This is a genomic window from Salipiger sp. ABN3_019 (assembly GCF_056158605.1).
Genome location: NZ_JBSWTP010000009.1, coordinates 271,545 through 294,978, shown reverse-complemented (window position 1 = coordinate 294,978; position 23,434 = coordinate 271,545). Strand labels below are relative to the sequence as shown.

General features: G+C 64.2%; 23 protein-coding genes. 13 read left to right on the top strand and 10 right to left on the bottom strand.

Features of this window, described 5'->3' with window-relative positions:
- Positions 1–32: 32 nt before the first annotated feature.
- Together ACXAD2_RS09490 and ACXAD2_RS09485 are read left to right on the top strand one after the other, a co-directional pair.
- The gene (locus tag ACXAD2_RS09490) at positions 33–926 is read left to right on the top strand and encodes a methylated-DNA--[protein]-cysteine S-methyltransferase (protein ID WP_475169320.1); all 894 of its coding nucleotides are present in this window, start codon (positions 33–35) and stop codon (positions 924–926) included.
- Between the two features lie 145 nt (positions 927–1,071).
- Positions 1,072–1,722 carry a YiaD family glycine zipper/OmpA-like lipoprotein gene (locus ACXAD2_RS09485; protein ID WP_475169318.1) on the top strand — a complete coding sequence of 217 codons (651 nt, stop codon included), beginning with the start codon at positions 1,072–1,074 and terminating at the stop codon, positions 1,720–1,722.
- Positions 1,723–1,865: 143 nt separating this feature from the next.
- On the opposite strand, the gene ACXAD2_RS09480 is transcribed toward ACXAD2_RS09485, so the two are convergent.
- Positions 1,866–2,552, bottom strand: coding sequence for a sugar transferase (locus tag ACXAD2_RS09480; RefSeq protein WP_475174805.1), 687 nt, complete (start codon positions 2,550–2,552; stop codon positions 1,866–1,868).
- A gap of 939 nt (positions 2,553–3,491) precedes the next feature.
- On the opposite strand from ACXAD2_RS09480, the gene ACXAD2_RS09475 reads away from it, so the two are divergent.
- From ACXAD2_RS09475 to ACXAD2_RS09450, 6 genes are all read left to right on the top strand, one after another.
- Complete coding sequence (locus ACXAD2_RS09475; RefSeq protein ID WP_164182044.1) at positions 3,492–4,106, top strand: ribonuclease D; 615 nt, start codon at positions 3,492–3,494, stop codon at positions 4,104–4,106.
- A 3-nt stretch (positions 4,107–4,109) separates the two neighbouring features.
- Positions 4,110–4,709, top strand: coding sequence for an LPS export ABC transporter periplasmic protein LptC (gene lptC, locus ACXAD2_RS09470; protein ID WP_475169317.1), 600 nt, complete (start codon positions 4,110–4,112; stop codon positions 4,707–4,709).
- Between the two features lie 7 nt (positions 4,710–4,716).
- Positions 4,717–5,226 (top strand): lipopolysaccharide transport periplasmic protein LptA, encoded by a 510-nt coding sequence (gene lptA, locus ACXAD2_RS09465; protein WP_224903647.1) that lies wholly within the window; start codon positions 4,717–4,719, stop codon positions 5,224–5,226.
- Positions 5,226–5,984, top strand: coding sequence for an LPS export ABC transporter ATP-binding protein (gene lptB, locus ACXAD2_RS09460; RefSeq protein ID WP_066104174.1), 759 nt, complete (start codon positions 5,226–5,228; stop codon positions 5,982–5,984). The genes lptA and lptB overlap by 1 nt, the downstream gene beginning before the upstream one ends.
- Before the next feature lie 251 nt (positions 5,985–6,235).
- Complete coding sequence (gene hpf, locus ACXAD2_RS09455) at positions 6,236–6,802, top strand: ribosome hibernation-promoting factor, HPF/YfiA family (RefSeq protein WP_066104177.1); 567 nt, start codon at positions 6,236–6,238, stop codon at positions 6,800–6,802.
- A gap of 55 nt (positions 6,803–6,857) precedes the next feature.
- A complete protein-coding gene (locus tag ACXAD2_RS09450) occupies positions 6,858–7,322 on the top strand; it encodes a PTS sugar transporter subunit IIA (protein ID WP_475169312.1) in 465 nt (154 codons plus the stop codon).
- Positions 7,323–7,401: 79 nt separating this feature from the next.
- On the opposite strand, the gene ACXAD2_RS09445 is transcribed toward ACXAD2_RS09450, so the two are convergent.
- The 8 genes from ACXAD2_RS09445 to cysQ all read right to left on the bottom strand — a co-directional run bounded on the left by ACXAD2_RS09445 (position 7,402) and on the right by cysQ (position 16,874).
- The gene (locus tag ACXAD2_RS09445; RefSeq protein WP_475169310.1) at positions 7,402–8,838 is read right to left on the bottom strand and encodes a sulfotransferase family 2 domain-containing protein; all 1,437 of its coding nucleotides are present in this window, start codon (positions 8,836–8,838) and stop codon (positions 7,402–7,404) included.
- 6 nt (positions 8,839–8,844) lie between these two features.
- Positions 8,845–10,545 carry a DUF5927 domain-containing protein gene (locus tag ACXAD2_RS09440; protein ID WP_475169307.1) on the bottom strand — a complete coding sequence of 567 codons (1,701 nt, stop codon included), beginning with the start codon at positions 10,543–10,545 and terminating at the stop codon, positions 8,845–8,847.
- 13 nt (positions 10,546–10,558) lie between these two features.
- A complete protein-coding gene (locus ACXAD2_RS09435; RefSeq protein WP_224903600.1) occupies positions 10,559–11,569 on the bottom strand; it encodes a glycosyltransferase family 2 protein in 1,011 nt (336 codons plus the stop codon).
- 51 nt (positions 11,570–11,620) lie between these two features.
- Complete coding sequence (locus ACXAD2_RS09430) at positions 11,621–12,757, bottom strand: glycosyltransferase family 4 protein (protein WP_475169306.1); 1,137 nt, start codon at positions 12,755–12,757, stop codon at positions 11,621–11,623.
- A 64-nt stretch (positions 12,758–12,821) separates the two neighbouring features.
- Entirely contained in the window at positions 12,822–13,805 is a 984-nt protein-coding gene (gene galE, locus ACXAD2_RS09425) for a UDP-glucose 4-epimerase GalE (RefSeq protein WP_066104195.1), read from the bottom strand.
- An 18-nt stretch (positions 13,806–13,823) separates the two neighbouring features.
- Complete coding sequence (gene galU, locus ACXAD2_RS09420) at positions 13,824–14,720, bottom strand: UTP--glucose-1-phosphate uridylyltransferase GalU (RefSeq protein WP_475169303.1); 897 nt, start codon at positions 14,718–14,720, stop codon at positions 13,824–13,826.
- Between the two features lie 92 nt (positions 14,721–14,812).
- Positions 14,813–16,069: a glycosyltransferase family 2 protein gene (locus ACXAD2_RS09415; RefSeq protein ID WP_475169302.1), complete on the bottom strand. Its 1,257-nt coding sequence runs from the start codon at positions 16,067–16,069 to the stop codon at positions 14,813–14,815.
- A 7-nt stretch (positions 16,070–16,076) separates the two neighbouring features.
- Positions 16,077–16,874, bottom strand: coding sequence for a 3'(2'),5'-bisphosphate nucleotidase CysQ (cysQ, locus tag ACXAD2_RS09410; protein WP_066104204.1), 798 nt, complete (start codon positions 16,872–16,874; stop codon positions 16,077–16,079).
- A gap of 121 nt (positions 16,875–16,995) precedes the next feature.
- Between cysQ and ACXAD2_RS09405 the strand changes: the two genes are divergently transcribed.
- Positions 16,996–17,826, top strand: a complete 831-nt coding sequence (locus tag ACXAD2_RS09405) for an ABC transporter permease (protein ID WP_066104207.1) — start codon at positions 16,996–16,998, stop codon at positions 17,824–17,826.
- Between the two features lie 139 nt (positions 17,827–17,965).
- Positions 17,966–18,568 (top strand): COG3650 family protein, encoded by a 603-nt coding sequence (locus tag ACXAD2_RS09400; protein ID WP_475169300.1) that lies wholly within the window; start codon positions 17,966–17,968, stop codon positions 18,566–18,568.
- On the opposite strand, the gene ACXAD2_RS09395 is transcribed toward ACXAD2_RS09400, so the two are convergent.
- Complete coding sequence (locus ACXAD2_RS09395; protein WP_475169299.1) at positions 18,565–19,170, bottom strand: alpha-ketoglutarate-dependent dioxygenase AlkB family protein; 606 nt, start codon at positions 19,168–19,170, stop codon at positions 18,565–18,567. The genes ACXAD2_RS09400 and ACXAD2_RS09395 overlap by 4 nt on opposite strands.
- Before the next feature lie 220 nt (positions 19,171–19,390).
- Between ACXAD2_RS09395 and dnaK the strand changes: the two genes are divergently transcribed.
- The 3 genes from dnaK to radC all read left to right on the top strand — a co-directional run bounded on the left by dnaK (position 19,391) and on the right by radC (position 23,434).
- On the top strand, positions 19,391–21,322 hold the full coding sequence (dnaK, locus tag ACXAD2_RS09390; protein ID WP_475169298.1) for a molecular chaperone DnaK: 1,932 nt from the start codon (positions 19,391–19,393) through the stop codon (positions 21,320–21,322).
- 76 nt (positions 21,323–21,398) lie between these two features.
- A complete protein-coding gene (gene dnaJ / locus ACXAD2_RS09385; protein WP_224903582.1) occupies positions 21,399–22,556 on the top strand; it encodes a molecular chaperone DnaJ in 1,158 nt (385 codons plus the stop codon).
- 113 nt (positions 22,557–22,669) lie between these two features.
- A complete protein-coding gene (radC, locus tag ACXAD2_RS09380) occupies positions 22,670–23,434 on the top strand; it encodes a RadC family protein (RefSeq protein ID WP_475169297.1) in 765 nt (254 codons plus the stop codon).

The following is a 23,434-nucleotide window of genomic DNA, read 5'->3' as shown; positions in this document are numbered from 1 at the left end:
ATTCCAAGGGTCAGGAGCATCAGGAGGCCGCGATGGGCGAGCTTGCACAGCAGGGATACCACTTCAATGTCATGCGCCGCGCGATCGAGCTGATTGACGCGGGCGGCCCGCAGATGACGCTCGAGACGCTGGCGGCGCAGATGGACATGAGCCCGGCGCATTTCCAGCGGCTGTTCTCCCGCTGGGCCGGGGTCTCGCCGAAGCGCTTCCAGCAGTATCTCGCGCTCGGCCACGCCAAGGCGCTGCTCTCGGACCGGTTCTCGACGCTGGAGACGGCGCATGCGGCGGGGCTCTCGGGCGGCGGGCGGCTGCATGACCTCTTCCTGCGCTGGGAGGCGATGAGCCCCGGCGAGTTTGCCAAGGGAGGGCAGGGGTTGGTGATCTTCTGGGGCTGGTTCGAAAGCCCCTTCGGCCCGGCGCTGGTCATGGGCACCGAGAAGGGCATCTGCGGCATGGGCTTTGCCGCCGAAGCGGGCGAGGAGGAGACCTTTCAGGACCTGCTGTCGCGCTGGCCCAATGCCGAGTTCATCGAAGATCCGATGTTCCTGCGCCCTTGGGTGCTGGCGGCCTTCGGGGTGCAGCAGCAGGGCGAGCTGCCGATCTACCTCATTGGCGCGCCGTTCCAGATCAAGGTCTGGGAGGCGTTGATGCGCATCCCCTCGGGGCATGTCACCAGCTATTCCGAGATCGCCGAGGCCATCGGCAGCCCGCGTGCGGTGCGCGCGGTGGGCACCGCCGTGGGGCGCAATCCGGTCTCGCTGCTGATCCCCTGCCACCGGGCGCTGCGCAAGTCGGGCGGGCTCGGCGGCTACCACTGGGGTCTGCCGGTGAAGCGCGCAATCCTCGCCTGGGAAGCGGCGCGGCTGGAGGCGCAGGAGGCCGGAGCGCCAAAAGCCGGGTCGCAGGAGCTTGGCGCGCGGGCCTGAAAGCCCGCAAGCACTATGCCGGAAATACTATGACAAACGTGGGCGGGGATCTGCCGACAATGTGTGCAGCGCGCCATTGGCGGAGCGGATATGGGCACTATAACAGGGGCACACCCAAGTTTGGGCCAACGAAACGAGGCATTACATGTTCCGGGCAAAGACAACCGTTCTTCTCACTCTCGCCGGCGCCATGGCGCTGAGCGCCTGTACCGACGTGAACGATCCGAACCGCCAAGCCAAGAACGGCGTGCTGATCGGCGCCCTTGGCGGCGCTGTCGCGGGCCGCGCCATTGGCGGCAACAACTCCGACGCCACCAAAAACGCGCTTGCGGGCGCTGCTGCAGGTGCCATCGCGGGCGGCCTGATCGGCAACAACCTCGACAAGCAGGAAGCGGCGCTGCGCCAGCAGCTTGGCAACAACGTCGGCATCACCAACACCGGTGACCGCCTGATCGTGACCATGCCGCAGGACATCCTGTTTGCCACAGACAGCGCGTCGCTGCGTCCCGACCTGCAGGGCGATATCGCCACCGTCGGCCGCAGCCTGATGGAATATCCTGACACCACCGTTCAGGTGATCGGCCACACCGACAGCGACGGCGCGGCTGCCTACAACCAGTCGCTCTCGCAGCGTCGCGCGTCGGCTGTGGCCTCGCTGCTGATGCAGCAGGGCGTGCCCTCCTACCGCGTGCAGTCGATCGGTCGCGGCGAAGATCAGCCGATCGCGTCGAACCTGACGCCGGAAGGCAAGCAGCAGAACCGCCGCGTCGAGATCGTCATCCTGCCGAGCGCCTGATCGCCAGCCGCCGCAGAGACGACCGAAAGAGGGCGTCCGGTGAAACCCGGGCGCCCTTTGCTTTGGGGCGGGTCGCGCAGGAAGGTAAAAAGAAAGCCCCCGCGTTTGCGGGGGCTTTGTGCCGTCTCGGGGGGAGGGGCGTGTCAGCAGCCGGTGCCGGTCCAGACCACTTTGACGGTGCGCGCCAGCACCTTGATGTCGGTCACGAAGGACAGTTCCGCCAGATAGGCGGTGTCGAACTTCGCCCGCTCTGAGAAGCTGGCCTCGTTGCGCACCGAGGTCTGCCAGAAACCGGTGATACCGGGGCGCAGCGCGTAATAGGCGGTGCCGGGGTAGATCGGGGTCTGCTCGACCATCATCGGGCGCGGGCCGACGAGCGACATCTCGCCGCGCAGCACGTTCCACAGCTGCGGCAGCTCGTCGATCGAGGTCTTGCGCAGCAGACGCCCGAGCGGGGTGATGCGGGGATCGTTGCGCAGCTTCTGATTGCGGTCCCACTCGATGCGCGCCAGCGGGTTCGCCCGCAGATGCGCCGCCAGCAGGCAATCGGCGTTCGGCACCATGGTGCGCAGCTTCCACATACGGAATACGCGCCCATTCCGCCCGACACGGCGTTGCAGGTAAAACGGCGCATGGCCATCACGCGCCACCAGCGCGGCAAAGACCAGCACGAAGGGCAGCACCGGCAGCGCCATGATCAGTACCAGCGCAATGTCGAGCACGCGCTTGAACACGCCGCGATAGGCGGCACGATGCGGGGCGCTGTTCAGCGCCTCGTCGATCAGGTTTTCGAAATCGACAACCGCGTTTCGCGATTGGTTGGCATGCATCGTCAATTCGACCTCCCCGAGGTTCATCGACGGAAGCTATGCAAGGCGGCACTCGGGCGCGCGGGACGGCCTTGGGATGCAAGGTTCAAACACGGTGCCAGGGGCATCGCGGGTCGGACCTGACCGGCAGGCATATCAATTTTTCAGATGTTCAGTCCCAAGCGACTTTCAGCAGACTCACACACACTCCCAAAGTGGAAGCACCAACCCCCAAGTGCCGTTATGCGGCGGAAATAAGGCGTCCGCCCGACAAGACCCCTTATGGAACCAGCCGCGATCATCGTCAACTCAAGCTTAGGAACGCAATCTTGAGGTGACTTTGGGAACCGAAATCTGCGCGGGAAACCCCTGCCGCTGAGGGGCTTACGGGGCCTATGGACGGGCTTTTTGCGGGGTATTCCGGCCAGTCTGGCCTGCTCTTCAGTGTGAAATTCTGGAAACGGTGCGCGCTTGCCGCCGCTTTCGTCGTCTTCGTGATGTGTCCAAAATTGGGCCCGCGGCTTGATCGTTTCCGTACTCCGGTGATTTTGCTGGCTGGGCCAGAAGCGCGACGAAATCATCTGCCGAAATTGGGAAACAAAGGCGCCGCTGGATGGCGGGTTTCCGATCCCCGGGCCGAGTGATTTTCTCGAGCGGAATGCCGGTCGGGCGGCACACGCCAAAGGCGATCATCGCGACTCACGAAATGTTACAAGTTGATGTAATCTGCGATCGGCGCGCCCGAATCAGTGCCGTGTGTCGCCCGTTTGGCGCCTCATTGGCGGCAAATATCGTCACATTTGGGGGCGACCAAAGGGGCGAATGTGGCGATCTTGCCGTCACCGCCGCAGTTGCATGGCGCGCGGCGGAGGCCTATGTGCGGGCATACGCGCGTGATCACGCGCGCCCACGCGAATTGAACCTGCGTGAACCGACGTTGCGTGAACCGAAGGGGCCAGCATGGCGAACCATCTCTATCAGGGCGATCTGCCGGACGGGCTGGACCTTGGCTCTGTCGTGGCCATCGATTGCGAGACCATGGGGCTCAACCCGCATCGCGACCGGCTGTGTGTCGTGCAGCTTTCGGCGGGCGATGGCGACGCGCATCTGATTCAGGTCGCGCGCGGCCAGACCGAGGCCCCCAACCTCTGCCGCCTGCTCGAAGATCCGCAGGTGCTCAAGCTGTTCCACTTCGGGCGCTTCGACATTGCTGCCATGTATAATGCCTTTGGTGCGCTGGCGGCGCCGGTCTATTGCACGAAGATCGCGAGCCGTCTTGTGCGCACCTATACCGACCGTCACGGCCTGCGGAACATCGCGCAGGAACTGCTGGGCGTCGACATTTCGAAGCAGCAGCAATCCAGTGACTGGGGCGCGCCTGAGCTGAAGCAGGCACAGATCGACTACGCGGCTTCCGACGTGCTGCATCTGCACCGGCTGCGCGAGGCGTTCGACGTCATGCTGGCGCGCGAGGGCCGCAGTGAGCTTGCGCAATCGTGCTTTGATTTCCTGCCCGCACGCGCCAAGCTCGATCTGCTCGGCTGGGCGGACACCGACATTTTTGCGCATAGCTGACCGATGGCACAGCGCCGAGATTTATATTCCAGCTTTATCGCTTGGCTGAAGATCCTGCTGCCGCTGGTGGCGCTGGCCTCTCTCTCGACGCTGTTTTTGCTGTCGCGTGGCTCGCAGACCTCGCAGAGCATCCCCTACGCCGAAGGTAGCCTTCCCGAGCGGGAGCAGGTGGCGGCGCCGCAATATTCCGGCACCACGCCGCGCGGCGACTCGGTGACGATGACCGCCGAAAGCGCGCGGCCCACCGCGGGCAATAACGGCGAGGTCGAAGCGGACGGGTTCTTCGCCACGATGGATATGGCCGACGGCAGCAGACTGACGCTGGATGCGAACCTCGCCACGATGAGCGACGGGATGCAGGCGGCGCTGTTGCAACAGGGCGTGCGGATCACCAGTTCGACCGGCTATGTGATCACCACAGACGAGATGCGCGCGGCCCTTGATCGTATCGAGGCCGAGACCCTGGCGCCGGTGAGCGGAGAAGGGCCTGCGGGGCGTTTCACCGCCGGTCGCCTGAAAATAACCTCTTCGGGCGAAGAGGATGACGTGCAACTGCTTTTCACGGATGGCGTGAAGCTGATATATGATCCGGAAAAAGAGTGAGTTGATGATGGTTCGCATTGCCGCCTTGATGATTGCGCTGCTCGCGCTGGTCAGCCCCGTGTCTGCCCAGGGCACCAGCGTGGCTTTCGGCGGGATGCAGCAGGACACCAGCGCGCCGGTCGAGGTGACCGCCGACCAGCTGGAGGTGAACCAGAAGGACGGCACGGCGCTTTATACCGGCAATGTGGTGATCGGGCAGGGCGAGATGCGCCTCGCCGCGCCGCGGGTTCTGGTGGTCTACGCCGAGGGCGAAAGCGGCGCGGGCCGTATCCAGCGCATGGAGGCCACCGGCGGCGTGACGCTGGTCAGCGGCGAGGAAGCCGCCGAGGCAGAGCGCGCGGATTACGACATCGACGCAGGCACCGTGGTGATGACCGGCAATGTGCTGCTGACCCAAGGCGGCAACGCGCTCACCTCCGAGCGGATGGTGGTCAACCTCGAGGCTGGCACGGCGCAGATGGCCGGGCGGGTGCAGACGGTGATCAATCAAGACAGCAGCGGGCAAGGTCAGAACTGATGGCCCGCCCCGAACTTACTGTGACCGAAGGCGGTCAGGGCCTGCGGGTCGAGCACCTGCGCAAGAGCTATCGCAAGCGCACGGTGATCCGCGACGTCACGCTGAAGCTTGATCGCGGCGAGGTCGTCGCGCTGCTCGGGCCGAACGGCTGCGGCAAGACCACCACCTTCTATTCCATCGCCGGTCTGGTGAACCCCGAAGGCGGGCAGGTGACCATCGACGGGCGCGAGGTGACCTATCTGCCCATGTACCGCCGCGCGCGCATGGGCATCGGCTATCTGCCGCAAGAGAAATCCATCTTTCGCGGCCTCTCGGTCGAAGACAATATCGCCGCCGTGCTCGATATCTCCGAGACCGACCGCCACCGCCGCCGCGAGCGGCTGGAGGAACTTCTGGGCGGCTTCTCCATCGAGCACCTGCGCCGCGCGCCGGCGCTGGCGCTCTCGGGCGGTGAGCGGCGCCGGGTCGAGATCGCCCGCTGCCTTGCGGCCAACCCCAAGTATCTGCTGCTCGACGAGCCTTTCGCCGGCGTCGACCCGATCAGCGTTGGCGACATCCGGCATCTTGTCGCCGATCTGAAGAAGCGCGGCATCGGCGTTCTGATCACCGATCATAACGTTCGCGAGACGCTCGAGATCGTCGACCGGGCCTATATCCTGCACGACGGGCAGGTGCTGATGTCGGGTACACCGGCGGAAGTGGTGCAGAACGAAAACGTGCGCCGCGTTTACCTCGGTGAAAATTTCCGCATCAGCTAAAGCGATTCCTTGAGGAATTTCGCCTATCCTACCCTCTCGAGTTTGCGACAGATCATTGACAAAACGGGGGGTGCTGACCTCAAATAAGGACATGACGCACCGTTATTCTGCAGCTCCGGCATATGCGTCCCCAGAGGAGAGGGGACGTCGGATCCATTCTGCAGCGGCCTTGCGTCACCCCTGATCCGTACCACATCTGAGGCAGCCTCCGGGCTGGATGCGATACGGATCCAAAGAGAGAAGGAACAAAGATGCGCTATCAGATCACGGGTAAGCAGATCGATATCGGCGACGCACTTCAAACTCATACAAAACAAGAGCTTGATGGGGTATTTGGGAAGTACTCTGGCCGTCCTACCGATGCGAATATCACCTTTTCCAAGAGTGCGCATGAATACGTCTGCGAGGTCACTGTCCACCTGTCGACGGGGCTGACAACCTCGGCGAAGGACAAGGCGACCGAGATCTACTCGGCCTTCGACGGCTGCTGCGAGAAGATCGACAAGCAGCTGCGTCGATACAAGCGACGCCTGAAAGACCATCACAAGGATCGCGCGGAGCCCGTTGAACTCCAGAACGCTGCCTCGTATATCCTCGCGCGCGAAGAGGACTCGCATGAAGATGCCGAGCCCGACACGCTGCAGCCCATTATCGTGGCAGAGATGGAGACTTCGATCCCGTCGCTGACCGTAGGCGAAGCCGTGATGCAGATGGAACTGGCCGGGGCTCCCGTGCTGGTCTTCCGCAACGAAAAAAAGGATGGCGTGAACGTCGTGTATCGGCGTGAAGACGGCAATATCGGCTGGATCGATCCGTAAGGGTCGCAACCTGCCGGGTGATCGGCGCCTTCGAGCAGACAGTAAAGGGCGGTCAATGACCTTTCTTGAACTCCTGAAACCGCAGGCCGTGAAGGTCGTCGCGGCGGCAAGCAGCAAGAAGCGGCTGATGCATGACATCGCCGAGCTGGCCGAATCCGCCTACGGCATCCACGCGGCCTCGGCCGTCGAGGCGCTGATGGAGCGTGAAAGCCTTGGACCCACCGGCGTGGGCCATGGCGTCGCGCTGCCGCATGCGCGGATTCCGGGCATCGATCAGGTGCACGGCGTGTTCATCCTGCTGGAGAAGCCGGTTGAATTCGAAGCGGTCGACCGTCAGCCGGTGGATGTGGTCTTTGCGCTCTTCGCGCCCGAAGACGCCGGGGTCGAGCACCTGAAGGCGCTGGCGCTGGTCTCGCGCTCGCTGCGCGATGCGGCGCTCTGCACCAAGCTGCGGGCCAACCCGGACCCGGCGACGCTCTATGCGGTGCTGACCGAGGACCGCTCGTCGCAGGCGGCGTGAGTTCGCGCGACATGACGTTCTGAAGGAGCGGGCCACAAGGTCCGCTCCTTTTTCGTTGCGCGCTGCTGAATGGGAGGCCCTAGGCCCAGTCGCCGAAACCGAACATCAGGTAGTCGCGCTGGTAGACGTCCCGCACCAGCGCTTCGAGGTCGGCGTCATAGATATCGGCAAGCGTATAGGGCGCGGCGCTTGAGCGGCCTTCGGCCTCGGGTTCCGGCGGCGCGGGATGACCCACCTGCATGGCCAAGGCCGGCAGATAAACCGCCATCTCGTCTTCGCGCACGATCATATCGGGCAGGGTGAACTCGGCCATGCCCTGCAGGCACTGGCTTTGCGAAGCCCAATACCCGTCAATGCGCAGGGCGGTCTGCCCGGCGAGATTGGCCTTCACGAAACGCAGGAAGGCGTCGAAGGCGGCGCGGTGCTGCTCGGCGGTGTAGTCGGGGCCGGGGGCGCCTTCGGGCAGCGGCAGCCCGTGGGCGCGGCGCAACGTCTTGCGGATGCGCGCGTAGCCGCCGGGGCCGGTGTCGAGAATCTTGGTGCAGAAGGCGTCATAGGCGCGGGCCAGAGGGTGACGCACGACGGTAAAGCCGCGGTGTCCGGGCCGCGCGCGTTTCCACTGGCGCAGGGTCTTCTGGCTGAAGCCGGTGGTCAGCGCCTCTTCGGTCGCGCCGTCGAGGGCGCAGAGCCATTGGCGCACGCTGTCCGTGGGGCCAGAGTGGATCGGCATGTAGATCAGCGGCGTTTCCGCGCCTGCCACGTAAGAGGGCACCACCGGCCCGCGGCGCGGCTCGAAACTCGGCGTGCGGGTAAGGTTGAAGCGGTCGAGGCGGGCTAGTGCGCGCTCCATCTCGTCGGGATTGGCGACCTTCTCGGCCACGGGCTGCGGGTTCTGGCGCTTGAGCGAGGCGTCGAGCGCGTCAAGCCGGGCCGGGATGCCCAGCCATTTCGCCAGCCCGTTCATCACCGCGACGTTCTGCAGATCCTCATAGGCCACATAGAAGGCGGTCTGCCCAGAGGTCTGCAGCGCGGTCATCAGATGCACCTGAAAATCCTGCAGCCGCGCCAGATGCGCCTCGAACTCGGGGCCGTCGAACTCTGCCTGCGCGTCCTTGCGCTTTTTGACGTTGGTCAGCTTCCACTGGCCGGTGGCCTGCGCAATCTTCCAACTGACGTAGCTTTCGACCGGGTTGCGGGTCAGCACGATCTTCGCCACGCGCTCATCCTCCAGCAGCGTCGGCAGCACGCGCGGATCGTGGTCGTGGAAGAAGCGAAAGCCGCCCATGCCGCCCGGCGTCTGCTGCCGGATCACCTGCAAAAGCCGCAGCGGGTCGGCGTCGCGCTCTGCCTGAGTGATGCCGAGAATTTCGCTCGAATTGGGGTAACCGATGAAGTGCGGGTTGAACGCCTCGCCGTGGCAGGTCAGCCCGTCCATCGCGTTGAGGTTTGTCTCGAGGAAATTCGAGCCGGTGCGCATCTCGGCAAAGACGACGAAACTGTCAAAACGGTTGGACATGAAAACTCAGTTCTTCACGAGGTAGGGTTTGCGCGCCGGAGATGCGCTGGGGCGCGGCGCCGGTTCGACCGGGAAGTCGCCCATGAGGTAGGGGTGCATCCCTTGGTTCTTGAGTTGCTGCAGGAACCGGCCAAAGCCGTTCAGGTCGAGCATCACCGGCGCCTCTGCCAAGCGGCGGGGGGATTTGTGGCCGATCTCGTCGATGATCATCTGTAGCGGCTCCATCGGGGCCTCGATGAATTCAGCCATGGTCCAGATGCGGATGCGCGCCTTGGCGTCGGGCGAGCGCAGCTGATCGAGCAGCGCATGTTCGGCCTTCTGCAGGGCCGCCGCCTCGGCACGCAGTTTGGAAAAGTCCCCCCCGGAGCGGAACAGGGGCACCGCCCAAGCGCCCGAGATGACGCTGATCTGGGCGTTGGGGTCGCGGGCCATGTCCCACATGATGTCGGGCGCGTCATGCGGTCCGAACTGAAAGCACTGGCGCTCGCCCCGCGTGCTCCAGATCAGGTTGGTGAGAAAGGCTTTGGGGTTCCAGTCGCGGTAGGCGGCGGTGTCCGGCAGCGCGCCGTTGAGCAGCGTCTGCCCCCCGGCGAATTCGGCGCGCTCGGGGGCGAAGAGATGACCATGCACTTGCGCCCCGGTGGCACGACCGAGCCACGGCTCGAAATCCTCGAAAAGCTCGGCAAATCCCTGAAACACGGAATAGCGCGCCGCGGTCATTCCGTTCTCCCAGCCGAAGTTGGGATAGCGCGACTGCATATAGAGCCCCGAACGTCCACGGGTCCGGCGGTCGACCGCCTTGGCGAAGATGCGGTCGATCTTGCCGGGGTTCGGCTCCTGCCGGTTCGCAGCGCTTTCGGGATGGTTCAGGAAGGTTTGATAGAGCCGCCCGGCATGGGGCCAGATCTTGCGCGCGACGAAACAATCCGAGCGCCGCAGCAGCTGCAGGTGATCGTCGTAGAAGATGTGCGGCTTGCCTTGGAAGTCGAACTTCGAGAGCGTCAGGGAACGGCTTTCGATATTCTGCGAATAGAGCCGTGCGAGCGACTGGAAATAGCTCTCATCGGGGATCCAGACGCGCTTGAAATAGCGCTCGTGGCGGCGGCGCTGCGGGCACTGCAGGATTGCGCTCAGGGTCTGCCGGGTGAGGCACCACCACTGGCTGCCCATATGCGGCACGACCCCCTTGGGGATCCGGCGCGAGACGTGCAGCGCGCGCTGTGCTTCGACGAAGCGGTCAAAGAGGTAGCGGTTGCGGCGCCAAGAGAAGGGAAAGAAAAGCGTGAACCGCTCGTGGTCGAGCCCGCCCACCGTCCACGGAACATCGGCGGTGGTGGCGCTTTCGATGAAATCGGTCTGAGGGCGTGCGTCGAGATAGTCGATCAGTTCCTCGACCGGGCGCAGCGGCAGACAGGATCCGGAGGTGAGATAGACGTGCCGCACCGCCGCGAAGCGATCTAGCATCATCTCGGCGGCGTCCTGGCTGGCGGCGACAAGCCCCCATGTGCCCCATTCGCAGCGGTGGCGGGGCGAGAAGATCACCTCGGGCAGGTCGGACAGGGCCTTGGTGAAGGCGCCATAGGTCTTTTCCGGCACCTTGCTGTCCACATGGATCACCACCGGGCAGCCCGCCCGCGCCCAATGCCGCGCCACCTGCTCGGCGCGGTCAAAGGCGGTGTGCACCAGCATGATGATCCCGACGCTCATAGCCGCCGCCCCGTCATGCCCAGTTGCCCTTGGACATCAGCCCAAGGATCTCGAGCTGGCGCCAATTGATGTATTTCTCGGACCATTTGCACCAGAGGTCGGGATTGTCGCGGACCCCCTCGGCATAGGCGATATATTCGGTCGAGCCGGCGTAGTGCTGTTTGCGGCTGAGCTCCTCTTCGGCCTTGGCGTTGAACGTGTCGAGAAACTTGGTGTGCAGCAGCAGGCCCGAGGCTTTCTCTCCGCCCCACTCGTCATAGACGAGGTTCAGGCCCCGCGGCAGCAGCATATGCGTCGAACTGACGTAGGCGTAGCGGCGATCCCATTTGACCAGCGGCACCTTGTTGAGCGCGGGCGCGCGTTCGGGCCGGTCGCCGAAGAACATGCGCGCACGCGGGCCACCCTGTATCCACAGGTTGCCGAACCGTTTATTCTTTTTCACCGAGTAGTTTCCGGCATCGAACCACGAGGCGATCTCGAGCGGGTCCTGCCCGGCCTCATAGGGCTGCGCGTCGAGCCGCCCCTTGGGGTACATGTCCAGCAACATGGCCGAAAAGCTTTTGATCGAGGAGGCGTCGAGCCAGTCGGTCAGTGCACGCAGCGGGCGGGTGTCGCAGAACGGGTAGAGGAACAGCTCGTCAGGATCGACCACCAGCACCCAATGGCCGTGGCCATAGCGGCGCAGCAGCCAGTTGATCCAGTCCATGCCGAAGCGCGATCGTTTGTAGCTGGCGCTTGTATGCCAGACCGAGACATCCTCTTGCGCCTTGAGGTAATCGAGCGAGCCGTCGGAACTGTCGTTGTCGACCATGATGAAATGGTTCACGCCCATCTCGCGGTAGTATTTCAGGAACCACGGCAGGCGCACGCCCTCGTTGCGGGCGGTGCAAAAGACTATGAGATCGGACGGGCGGAGGCTACCGGTGCGGTCGGTGACGGCGGTCAGTTCACGCCGTTTGCGCAGGGCCCGGATCAGCCAGCGTTTGCGCTGCAGCCGAAGCCTGTATGATTGCCATGCACCCACGCGTTATCCCTCATTCGGGGCGAGGCCCCGCGGCCGGCTTGGCGCCAGCTATCAAATCAGGGTTAACACGGCTTTGAAATGGGCGTCCCAGCTTGGCGGGGTGAAAGCTCCCCGCTCCTGAACCGCCTCGTCCGGTTGCGCCCGATACCCTTTGGCCATTTGCCTTATTCTTGAGGCCCAAAGATATCGGTCCGATTCGTCTGCGTAAACCGGATTGTCGCCCAGAACCTCCTGCACCACGGGCAGTGGCGCGCTGAGCACGGGCACGCCAAGCGCCGCTGCTTCGACCGGGGGAAGGCCATAGCCTTCGGCATGGCTGGGGAAGAGCAGCCCCGCGCTTTGCCGCAGCAGGGCGGCGATCTCTGCGTCGCTCAGGCCGGGCAGCTCGTGAACGCGCGGGAGGCCCGCGTCGAGCGCGGCAAAGACATCCTCGTTTCTCCAACCGCGCTGGCCGCAGATCAGCAGATGCGCGGGCGGCGCGAGGTCACGCCAGATGTCCAAAAGCAGCGCATGGTTCTTGCGCGGCTCGATGGTGCCGAGCACGACGAAATAGGGCGCGCCGGTCCATGGCCCTTGCGGCGCTGTGCCGGGCGCGGGGCGGGGCACACCCAGATGCGCGACGATGCTTTTGGGGGTGCGTTGCCCTGAAAGGTGCCGCAGCATATCGCGGCGGGTCACCTCGGAATTGCAGATCACCAGATCGGCGCTTTGGCCCACCCGGCGCAGGAAGGCGGCAAAGGTCTCGACACTGCCTTCGCGCTGGAACTGCGGCCAGTCGAGCGGGATCGTGTCGTGCAGCAGCACCGCGATCTTAATCTCAGGCAACTGGCGCAGCGCCGCGATCACCCGGTCCGAGAAATTGCTGTGCCCGGTGTTGAGATAGACGGCTCCCGCAGGCAGGTGACGCCGCAACATCGGTCCGAGACGCGCAGGCAGGGCGCGAGCACATGCGGCGCGGCGCAGCGCCATTTCGGCGCCGGCGCGGGCCGGGTCATTTCGGCGGGCCATGCGGGCCAGAAGATCGGGATCGGGCCAGTCCTGTGCGTCGAGCCGCCGCTTCATCTCGGCGCAGCCGGTGCGGTCCAGCAGCAAGTAACCCAGAGAGGTTTTGACCAGCGCAAAAAGCGGAACCGGCTCCTGCAGGAGCCGGTCCAGATAGGCATATTCAACGCGGTCCACGCCGGTCATCACCCGCCCTGCGCGACTGGCGAGCCGCGTCAAATCCAGCAAGCGTGCCGGAGGGGGCGTCACCTCAGTGATCGTAGTGCCCGTTGAGGTGCCAGTTCCACGCATCTTCGATCATCTTTGGCATGGTCGAGCGTGCCGGTTCCCAGCCAAGCTCGGCCAATGCGCGGGTTGAGCCCGACACAAGCTTTGTGGCATCCCCGGCGCGGCGCGGTCCTTCCGAATGCGGCACCTCGCGGTTGGTGACGGCGCGCGATGCGTCGATCACCTCGCGCACCGAGAAGCCCTTGCCAGTGCCAAGGTTGAACACCGAAGAGGGCTTGCCCGCCTCGAGCCATTTCAGCCCCAGTACGTGCGCGTCCACCAGATCCATCACATGCACATAGTCGCGGATGCAGGTGCCGTCCGGCGTGTCGTAATCGGTGCCATGGATGGTCAGCGCCGGGCGCTTGCCGTCGATCGCCTCGAGCATCACCGGGATAAGGTGCGTCTCGGGGCGGTGATGCTCGCCCACCTCGCCCTCGGGGTCGGCACCCGCCACGTTGAAGTAGCGGAAGATCACGTGGTTCAGCCCGTCCGACGCCGCGAAGTCGCGCAGGATGTTCTCTACCGCCCGCTTGGACGCGCCATAGGCGTTGAGCGGGATTTGCGGCGTCTCTTCATCGAGCACCACATTGTCATGCTCGCCATAGGTGGCGCAGGTCGAGGAGAAGACGAAGTTCTTGCAGCCCGCAGCGCAGGCGGCTTCGATCAGCGTCAGCGAGCCTTCGACATTGTTGCGCCAGTAGAGACCAGGCTGGGACATGGCTTCGCCGACCTGGCTGAGCGCGGCGAAATGCATGACCGCGATGGGCTGGTACTTGGCGAAGACCTCGTCGAGCCGCGCGCGGTCCGAGAGGCTGCCCTTCTCGAAGGGGCCGAATTTCACCGCCTGTTCCCAGCCGGTGACGAGATTATCATAAGTGACAGGCGTATACCCTGCCTGTCTCAAAGCTTTACAGGCGTGCGAGCCGATATAGCCCGCGCCCCCCGTCACCAGAACATTTGCCATCAGATGTGACTACAGACGTTACTGCGCGGCTTTGCGCGAGGAAATGACCTCGTGCAGATACGCCTCGAGATCGTCGCGCAGCTCGTCGCGCTCCAGACCGAAGGACACGGTCGCCTGCAGGAAGCCCGCCTTGGAGCCGCAGTCGAAGCGCTGGCCGTTGAAGCGGAAGCCGTAGACACCGTCGTCTTCGCTGCCGATCTGCTTGGCGATCGCGTCGGTCAGCTGGATCTCGCCGCCGGCGCCGACCTGCTTGTCTTCGAGGTTCTGCAGAATCTGCGGCGACAGGATATAGCGACCGATCACCGCGAGGTTCGACGGCGCGGTTCCGGCGGCGGGCTTTTCGACCATGCCTTTGACCGAGACCAGCGAGCCCATGTCTTCCTGCACGTCGAGGATGCCGTAGGAGGAGGCCTTGTCGGCAGGCACTTCCATGGCCGCAACCATATTGCCGCCCACTTCCTGATAAGCTTCGACCATCTGCTGCAGGCAGGGCTTGTCGGCGGCGATCACGTCGTCGGGCAGCATGACGGCAAAGGGCTCATCGCCGATCAGGCGGCGCGCACACCAGATCGCGTGGCCAAGGCCGAGCGCCTTGTGCTGACGGATGTAGGCAATCTCGCCGGAATCCATGTTGGTGGAGCGCAGCGTTTCGAGCAGCTTGTCCTTGCCCTTGGCTTCAAGCTCGCGCTCGAGTTGCGGCGCGTGGTCGAAATAATCCTCGAGCGCACCCTTGCCGCGCGAGGTGACGAAGATGAATTCCTTGATGCCTGCGGCGCGGGCTTCGTCGATCGCGTATTGGACCAGCGGGCGATCGACCAGCGTCATGATTTCCTTGGGAACCGACTTGGTTGCGGGCAGGAAGCGGGTGCCCAAACCCGCGACGGGAAAGATCGCTTTTGTAACTTTGCGCGACATGAATTTTGCTCCTTGGACGTGCGCTGAGCACAGAGAGGTCAGCATGAATCAATTGATAACAATCATATTGTCCTGAGAGCGTAAAAGTAAATCTACGGCCTGTGGAGCGCGAATTTGCCTACCGCGCCCCTTGCGCCAGAAACGCGGGAATTTTCGGCGCGGACGCGGGCGGAAAAGCGGTAGAATTGCAAAAGATTGGCACTGCGCAGACTGCGGCCGTAGAGCCCTCCGGTCTGCTCCCAGTATCCGCCCGGGTTGAAACGGACGCGGTGGTATAGGGCGGTGTGGGAAAACCGGTAGAGCGTCACAATCTCGCCTGCTTTTGCGCGGCGCTCCGCTTGCTGCCGCAGGGCCTCGCGGTGCCATATTGGCCCGCTCAATGTGACACGCCGAGCCCCGGGGCGACCGGGATGGGGCAGAAAGGGAGAGGGGCTGCGCCCGATGGGGGGCAGCGGCGCAGCAGGCCGCGCGGCGCCGTCTTGCCAGCCACGGTCGAGGCCCTTGAGCAAGCGGTGCACGTCGTCGGCATTCAGCGGACCGCGCTGCATCAGCCGCAGAAGACGGTCCCGCTGCGCGCTGCGCTGGGCGGCCCAGACCGCGGGATGCTGTTCAACCGGGAGATGTCGGAGCAGGAAGGCATGGATCGAGGCGCCGATCTCGCTCAGGTCGCGCGGCGTGCGGTCGGCGCCGCGGTGGGCGCTGGCGGCGTAGCCGTGGTGCACCTCGGCCAGCGGAGCGACGGCCACCCGATGCCCGGCGGCGGCATGGCGCAGATCGAGGTCCGTCTCATCCAGATAGAAGCGGAAAGCAGGGTCGAAACCGCCCATGCGCGCCAGCAGGTCGCGGCGATGGGCCATATTGGTGCCCTGCAGCTTGACCGTCCGGCCTGCGGGCAGATCCGGAAGATGCGGGCCCGGCGCGTCGAGCCGCAAGTCTTCCTCGCGCAGATCGGCGCCAATCGAGCGCCCGCGCCATTGGAAGGAGATGCCATTGCGGCCGCGCACATAGCCTCCGGCGGCGGCGACGTTGGGGTCGGCGAAAGGGGCGCAGAGGTGATGCAGCCAGAGCGGCTCGGGCACCGCGTCATCGTCGATGAAAGCAACAATCTCTCCCGCAGCCTGCGCGATACCGAGGTTGCGGGCCGCGGAGATATTCGGTTCGTCGAAGGGGATGAGCTTGATATGCGGCAGGTCCGGGCGGGCCGCGACGGCGGCGGCCCCCTCGGGGCAGGCGACCACCACGACCTCGAAGGCCGGGTGATCGAGCTGCGCAACGCCGGTCAGGCAAAGATCGAGCGCCGCGGGGCGTCCACGGCTCACGATCACCACGCTGACCGGCAGGGCGGTCATGCCCGGCTCACGCCTCTTTCAGCGCGACATCGGGCGAGTAGGCGATGAAGAACGGGTTGGCGAAACCCGGCTTGCCGTAGGACAGCGGCGTGTGATCATCAAAGCGCACCACTCGGCCACCCGCGCCCTGCAGCACGGCCTGGCCCGCGGCGGTGTCCCATTCCATCGTCCGGCCAAGGCGCGGATAGATATCGGCCTCGCCGGTGGCCACGAGGCAGAACTTCAGCGACGAGCCCGCGCTCTTCATGTCGGCGGTGCTGTATTTGCTGATGTAATCGTCCGTCGCCTGATCGCGGTGCGACTTCGAGGCGACCACGAGCAGCGCCGAATTGTCCGGGTCGCTGACCTTGATCGGCTTGGTCTCGCCGGGGGTCTCCTTGTCGAAGGGGCCCATTTCCTCGACCGATTTGCCGACGCTGTCGGTGTAGAACATGCGGTCGCGGGCCGGCGCGTAGACCACGCCCATGGTCGGCACGCCGTTTTCCACCAGCGCGATGTTCACGGTGAAATCGCCGCGGCGGTTGACGAATTCCTTGGTGCCGTCGAGCGGATCGACGATGAGGAAGGTCATCGCGTCGACCTCATGGCTGTCGGCCTGCTCTTCGGTCACCAGCGGCAGATCGGGGAAAGCCTCACGCAGGCCCGCAGAGATCAGTTCATCTGCGGCTTCGTCGGCTTCGGTGACCGGGCTGGCGTCGGACTTGGACTTAACTTCGAAATCATCGGAATTATAAATTTCCATGATCTTGTCCCCAGCCTCGAGGGCAAGGCGTCGGATCACGGCAACAAGATTCTCGTAATTCAAGGCGGTACTCCCTTCCGCTGCGCGGATTTATTGATTTGAAGGCCTGCGACTCTTATGCTGCGCTGCGTCTAGATGGGCAAGAAGACCCGTCCTTTTCCGCCAGTACCGGAGCAGTGTTGCCATGTTTCAGACCTCAAAGCCGCGCTCTCGGCTGGGATCGGCCATCTACATCAGTGAGCTGATCTACCACAATTCGGTCCGGGCGGTGCGCAAGAGCCATGGCAACGCCTTCATGGCGATCTTCATGAACATGCTGCAGACGATCATCTTCGTTCTGGCCTTCTACTTCATGTTCCACATTCTGGGGATGCGCGGCACGGCGATCCGCGGCGACTTCATGATCTACATCATGACCGGCGTGTTCCTCTATATGACCCACACCAAGACGCTGGGCGCGGTCGCCGGGTCCGAAGGTCCGGCGAGCCCGATGATGCAGCACGCGCCGATGAACACTGCGATCTCCATCGCCGCGGCCATGCTCTCGACGCTCTACATTCAGATCCTGTCGCTCTTTGCGATCCTGTTCGTCTATGACGTGGCCTTCAATCCCTTCGTCATGTCCGAGATTCACGATCCCATCGGTGCCATGGCGATGCTGCTGCTGTCGTGGTTCTCGGGGGCGGCGATTGGCATGGTGCTGCTGGCCGCCAAGCCGTGGTTCCCGACGCCGGTGTCGATCATCACCACGGTCTATCAGCGTGCCAACATGATCGCCTCGGGCAAGATGTTCGTGGCCAACTCGCTGACGCCGGGGATGCTGGCGATCTTCGACTGGAACCCGCTGTTCCACACCATCGATCAGTCGCGTGGCTACGCCTTCTCCAACTACTTCCCTCGCAACTCCAGTTGGGAATACGCGCTTTGGGTGTCGATCGTGCTGATCATGATCGGTCTCATGGGCGAGTTCTACACCCGCAAACATGCCTCGGCCTCTTGGGCGGCAAGGCGCTAAAGCGCGGGCCGACCCAGACAGAAAGCCTGATCCGACAGAGAATTGGCGCGACAGAAAGCCTGATCCGACGGAAAAACTGGACTGCATCGGCAAAGCTTCGCACTCTAACCCCAAAGGCGCGTTTCGGGAGGAGGCCCCCATGCGACATCTCATCATCGCGGCAGCTGTGCTGGCGGCCAGCGCCGTTTCGGCCCAAGACCTGCCGGGCTTTTACGATGTTTCGGGCGTGACGGCGGATGATCTGCTGAATGTGCGCGCGGCGCCCGCAGCCGACGCCGAGATACTTGATACGCTCGCGCCCACGGCAACGGATGTGCAGGTCAGTGCGCTGAACGACGCGGGCACATGGGGCCGCGTCGTGACCGGCGAGGGGGTGGGCTGGGTTTCCATGTCGTTCCTTTCGGCCGCGGCAGAGGGCACGCTTCCGCAGGTCGCCGGGCTGCGCTGTTTCGGGACCGAGCCGTTCTGGTCCTATGAGGCGCGGCAAGAGGACAGCGCCACGTGGCAGACCCCCGACAGCAGCGCCACATTGCTTGCCGGCCCGATCGAGACCGCCAGCGGCATGACCCGCCCGTTCTCGGTGGTGGCGGGGGCAGACGATCTGCAGGCGGTGCTGGTGGCCAGCCCCGAGGCCGAATGCAGCGACGGCATGTCCGACCGGCTTTACGGGCTATCGGCGGTGCTGGTGATGACGGGCCGGGTCACCGGCACCTATGGCGGCTGCTGCGAACTTTTGCGCTAAGTCACCACGCGCAGCGTCAGATTGATCCGTCCGCCCTGCGGCAGCAGGCTCGACGAGCCAAAGCGGATACGGTCGACGCCGTGATGGCGCAGCCGGGCCTCGCCGCCCATGACCACCACGTCGCCGGATTTCAGCCAGACCAACTCGGTCTTGCCGCCGCGCGTCTCGTTGCCCATGCGGAAAAGCCCCTCGTCGCCGAGCGAGACCGAGACCACGGGGCAGGAAAAATCCGCCTCGTCCTTGTCCTGATGCAACCCCATGCGGGCGCCCATCCCGTACCAGTTGATCAGGCAGCACTCGGGCTCGCGCGCCGCGCCCGAGACCTCGCGCCAGATCGCCAGCACCTCTTCGGGAATCGGTGGCCAGTCCATGCCCTCGGGGTGGCGGGGCTCGTAGCGATAGCCGCGCCGGTCGGTGATCCAGCCGAAACGCCCCGCCGCGCTCATCCGCACCGACATTTTCTGCCCGCGCGGCGTCACCGGCTGGTAGAGCGGCGCCTGCCGCAGCAGCGCGCGCAGGGTTTCGACCAGCGCTTCCTGCGCAGGCCGGTCGAGAAAACCCTGAAAGAGTTTGAAGCCGCGGATGTCGAGAGGGGACGTCATGGCCCCGTTTTGTGGCATTCCGCCACGGCGTGCAAAGAATTTCCCCCCAAATGCAGGCAAAGCCTCGCCACAGCCGCTTGCAGCGTTCAAACCCCCTCCTTATATACCCTTCGAACGCCGCGAGGCCCCCGCCGGACGGCTTCTGAAACAAGCGGGGCAGGATGCCGTAACGGGTCCGAACGCCTCGCGTCATCGCCTTGAATTGGAAAGGGATCGAATCATGGGCAAAGTGATCGGTATCGACCTCGGCACCACGAACTCCTGCGTCGCCATCATGGACGGCAGCCAGGCACGCGTGATCGAAAACGCCGAAGGCGCACGTACCACCCCGTCGATCGTCGCCTTCACCGACGACGAACGTCTTGTTGGCCAGCCCGCAAAGCGGCAGGCCGTGACCAACCCCGAAGCCACCATCTTCGCCGTCAAGCGTCTGATCGGTCGCCGCACCACCGATGCGGAAGTGACCAAAGACCAGAACATCGTCCCCTATAAAATCGTGGACGGCGGCAATGGCGATGCCTGGGTTGAAGCCAAGGGCGAGAAATACTCGCCGTCGCAAATCTCTGCCTTCATCCTGGGTAAGATGAAGGAAACCGCCGAGAGCTATCTTGGCGAAGAGGTGACCCAAGCGGTCATCACCGTTCCCGCATACTTCAACGACCAGCAGCGTCAGGCGACGAAAGACGCCGGTAAGATCGCTGGCCTCGAAGTGCTGCGCATCATCAACGAGCCGACCGCGGCTGCGCTGGCCTATGGCCTCGACAAGAAAGAGTTGAAGACGATCGCCGTCTACGACCTTGGCGGCGGTACGTTCGACGTGACCATCCTCGAGATCGACGATGGCCTGTTTGAAGTGAAATCCACCAACGGCGACACGTTCCTCGGCGGTGAAGACTTCGACATGCGGATCGTGAACTACCTCGCGGATGAGTTCAAAAAAGAGCACCAGGTCGACCTGACCAAGGACAAGATGGCCCTGCAGCGTCTCAAGGAAGCTGCGGAAAAGGCCAAGATCGAACTGTCCAGCTCCAGCCAGACCGAGATCAACCAGCCGTTCATCTCGATGGGCTCGAACGGCCAGCCGCTGCACATGGTCATGAAGCTGACCCGTGCGAAGCTGGAAAGCCTCGTGTCGGACCTGATCAAAGCCTCGATCAAGCCGTGCCAGGCCGCGCTGAAGGATGCTGGCCTCACCAAAGACGAGATCGACGAGGTTGTTCTGGTCGGCGGTCAGACCCGTATGCCGAAAGTCTTCGAAGAAGTGACGAAGTTCTTCGGCAAAGAGCCGCACAAGGGTGTGAACCCGGACGAAGTGGTTGCCATGGGCGCCGCCATTCAGGCCGGTGTTCTGCAGGGTGACGTGAAGGACGTGGTTCTGCTCGACGTGACCCCGCTGTCGCTGGGCATCGAGACGCTGGGTGGCGTGTTCACCCGCCTGATCGACCGCAACACCACGATCCCGACCAAGAAGTCGCAGATCTTCTCCACCGCCGAAGACAACCAGTCGGCCGTGACGATCCGCGTCTTCCAGGGTGAGCGCGAGATGGCTGCCGACAACAAGCTGCTCGGCCAGTTCAACCTCGAGGACATCCCGCCGGCACCGCGCGGTCTGCCGCAGATCGAGGTGACCTTCGACATCGACGCCAACGGCATCGTCTCTGTTTCGGCCAAAGACAAAGGCACGAACAAAGAGCAGAAGATCACCATTCAGGCGTCGGGCGGCCTGTCGGACGCCGACATCGAGAAGATGGTGCAGGACGCCGAGGAGAACGCCGAGGCGGACAAGGCTCGCAAAGAGCTGGTCGAGGCCCGCAACCAAGCGGAAAGCCTCATCCACTCGACCGAGAAATCGATCGAGGACCACGGCGACAAGGTCGATCCGTCCACCATCGAGGCCATCGAACTGGCGCTGTCGGCGCTCAAGGACGACCTCGAGAAGGACGACATCACCGGCGAGAAGCTGAAGGCTGGCATCCAGAACGTGACCGAAGCGGCCATGCGTCTGGGCGAGGCGATCTACAAGGCGCAGGCCGAAGAGGGTGACAGCACCCCCGAAGCCGATGCCGGTGACGCCGACAAGTCGGGCCCGGCGGATGACGACAACATCGTGGACGCGGATTTCGAAGACCTCGATGACCGCAAGCGCAGCTAAGCCATAGCGGAACCAGACGGGGGCCGGTCCGGATGCCGGACCGGCCCTTTTCTGTTCCGGGCCAAGGAGGGCATGGATGTCCAAGCGTGACTATTACGAGCTGCTCGGCGTCGCCAAAGGGGCCTCCGCGGACGAGATCAAGAAGGGCTATCGCAAGAAGGCGAAGGAACTTCACCCCGACCGGAACGCGGACAACCCTGACGCTGAAGCTCAGTTCAAGGAAGTGAACGAGGCCTATGAGGTCCTCAAGGACGCCGACAAGAAGGCAGCTTACGACCGGTTCGGCCACGCCGCCTTTGAGGGTGGCATGGGTGGCGGTGGCCGTCCGGGCGGCGGCGGGTTCGGCCAGCAGGGCGACTTCGCCTCGGCCTTCTCCGACGTGTTCGACGATCTCTTCGGCGACTTCATGGGCGGTGGCCGCGGTGGCGGTGGCGGACGGACGCGCGCAGCGCGCGGGGCCGACCTGCGCTACAACCTGCGTGTGACGCTCGAAGAGGCCTACGGCGGCCTGCAAAAGACCATCAATGTGCCGACCTCGGTGCAATGTGGCGAGTGCCACGGTTCGGGCGCCGAAGGCGGCGCGGAGCCGGTGACCTGTCCGACCTGTTCGGGCATGGGCAAGGTCCGCGCCACGCAGGGCTTCTTTACCGTCGAGCGCACCTGTCCCACCTGTTCGGGACTGGGCCAGATCATCAAGAACCCCTGTAACGCCTGTGGCGGTCAGGGCCGGGTGCAAAAAGAGCGCTCGCTGTCGGTGAACATCCCCGCAGGGGTCGAGACCGGCACCCGTATCCGTCTGGCCGGTGAGGGCGAGGCGGGCATGCGTGGCGGGCCTCCGGGCGATCTCTACATCTTCATCGAGGTGAAGAAACACGAGATCTTCGAGCGTGAGAGCACCGAGTTGCACTGCCGCGTGCCGGTGTCGATGACCACCGCCGCGCTTGGCGGCGACATCGAGGTGCCGACGATCGACGGCGGCCGCAGCCGGGTGAAAATCCCTGCGGGCAGCCAGTCCGGTCGTCAGATGCGCCTGCGTGGCAAGGGCATGCCCTCGCTGCGTGGCGGCGGCACCGGTGACATGTTCATCGAACTGGCGGTGGAAACGCCGGTCAACCTCACCTCGCGTCAGAAGGAACTGCTGCGCGAGTTCGAGGGACAGTCCGAGGACAACAACCCCGAGTCGAAGAGCTTCTTTTCTTCGGTCAAAGGGTTCTGGGACTCGATGAAGGGCTGAGCCACGGCTCTAGAGACTTCGGGAAGCGGCGCGGGGTCTCCCGCGCCGTTTTCGTTTGTCCGCACGGATGGCGCTTAACGCTTTTCTAACCACGCTGCCGCCATGCTGAAGCGATGACCCGCCCGCGCCATTTCTCGGACAGCCAGCCCACGCTCTTCGCCCACGACGAGGCGCCGGTGCAGCCGGTGCCGGGCACGCGCGCGCTGCCGTCCTACATCCGCGATCATCGCAAGCGCCTGCGCGAGCGGTTCCTGCAGGGCGGGGCAGAGGCGCTGCCGGATTACGAATTGCTCGAACTGGTGCTCTTTCGCGCGATCCCCCGGCAAGACGTGAAACCGCTGGCGCGCCGCCTGTTTGAGCGGTTCGGCGATTTCAACGGCGTGGTCTCGGCCCCGCCCGCGCGACTGCGCGATGTTCAGGGCGTGGGCGATGCGGTGGTGACGGAACTGAAGATCGTCGAGGCGGCGGCGCACAGGCTTGCCCGCAGCCGGGTGCTGCAACGGCCCGTGGTCAGCTCTTGGGAGGCGCTGCTGGACTATTGTCAGACCGCCATGGCGCACGCCGAGACAGAGCAGTTCCGCATCCTGTTTCTGGACCGCAAGAACGTGCTGATCGCCGATGAGGCGCAGGCGCGGGGCACGGTGGATCACGTGCCCGTCTACCCGCGCGAGGTGGTGAAACGCGCGCTCGAGCTTAACGCCAGCGCGCTGATCCTCGTGCACAACCATCCCTCTGGCGATCCCACACCCAGCAGCGCCGACATCGACATGACCGCGCAGATCGAGGCGGCGGCGGGTGTCATGGACATCACGCTGCACGATCATCTGGTGATCGGGCGCTCGCGCGAGCTGAGCTTTCGGGCCGAAGGGCTGCTTTAG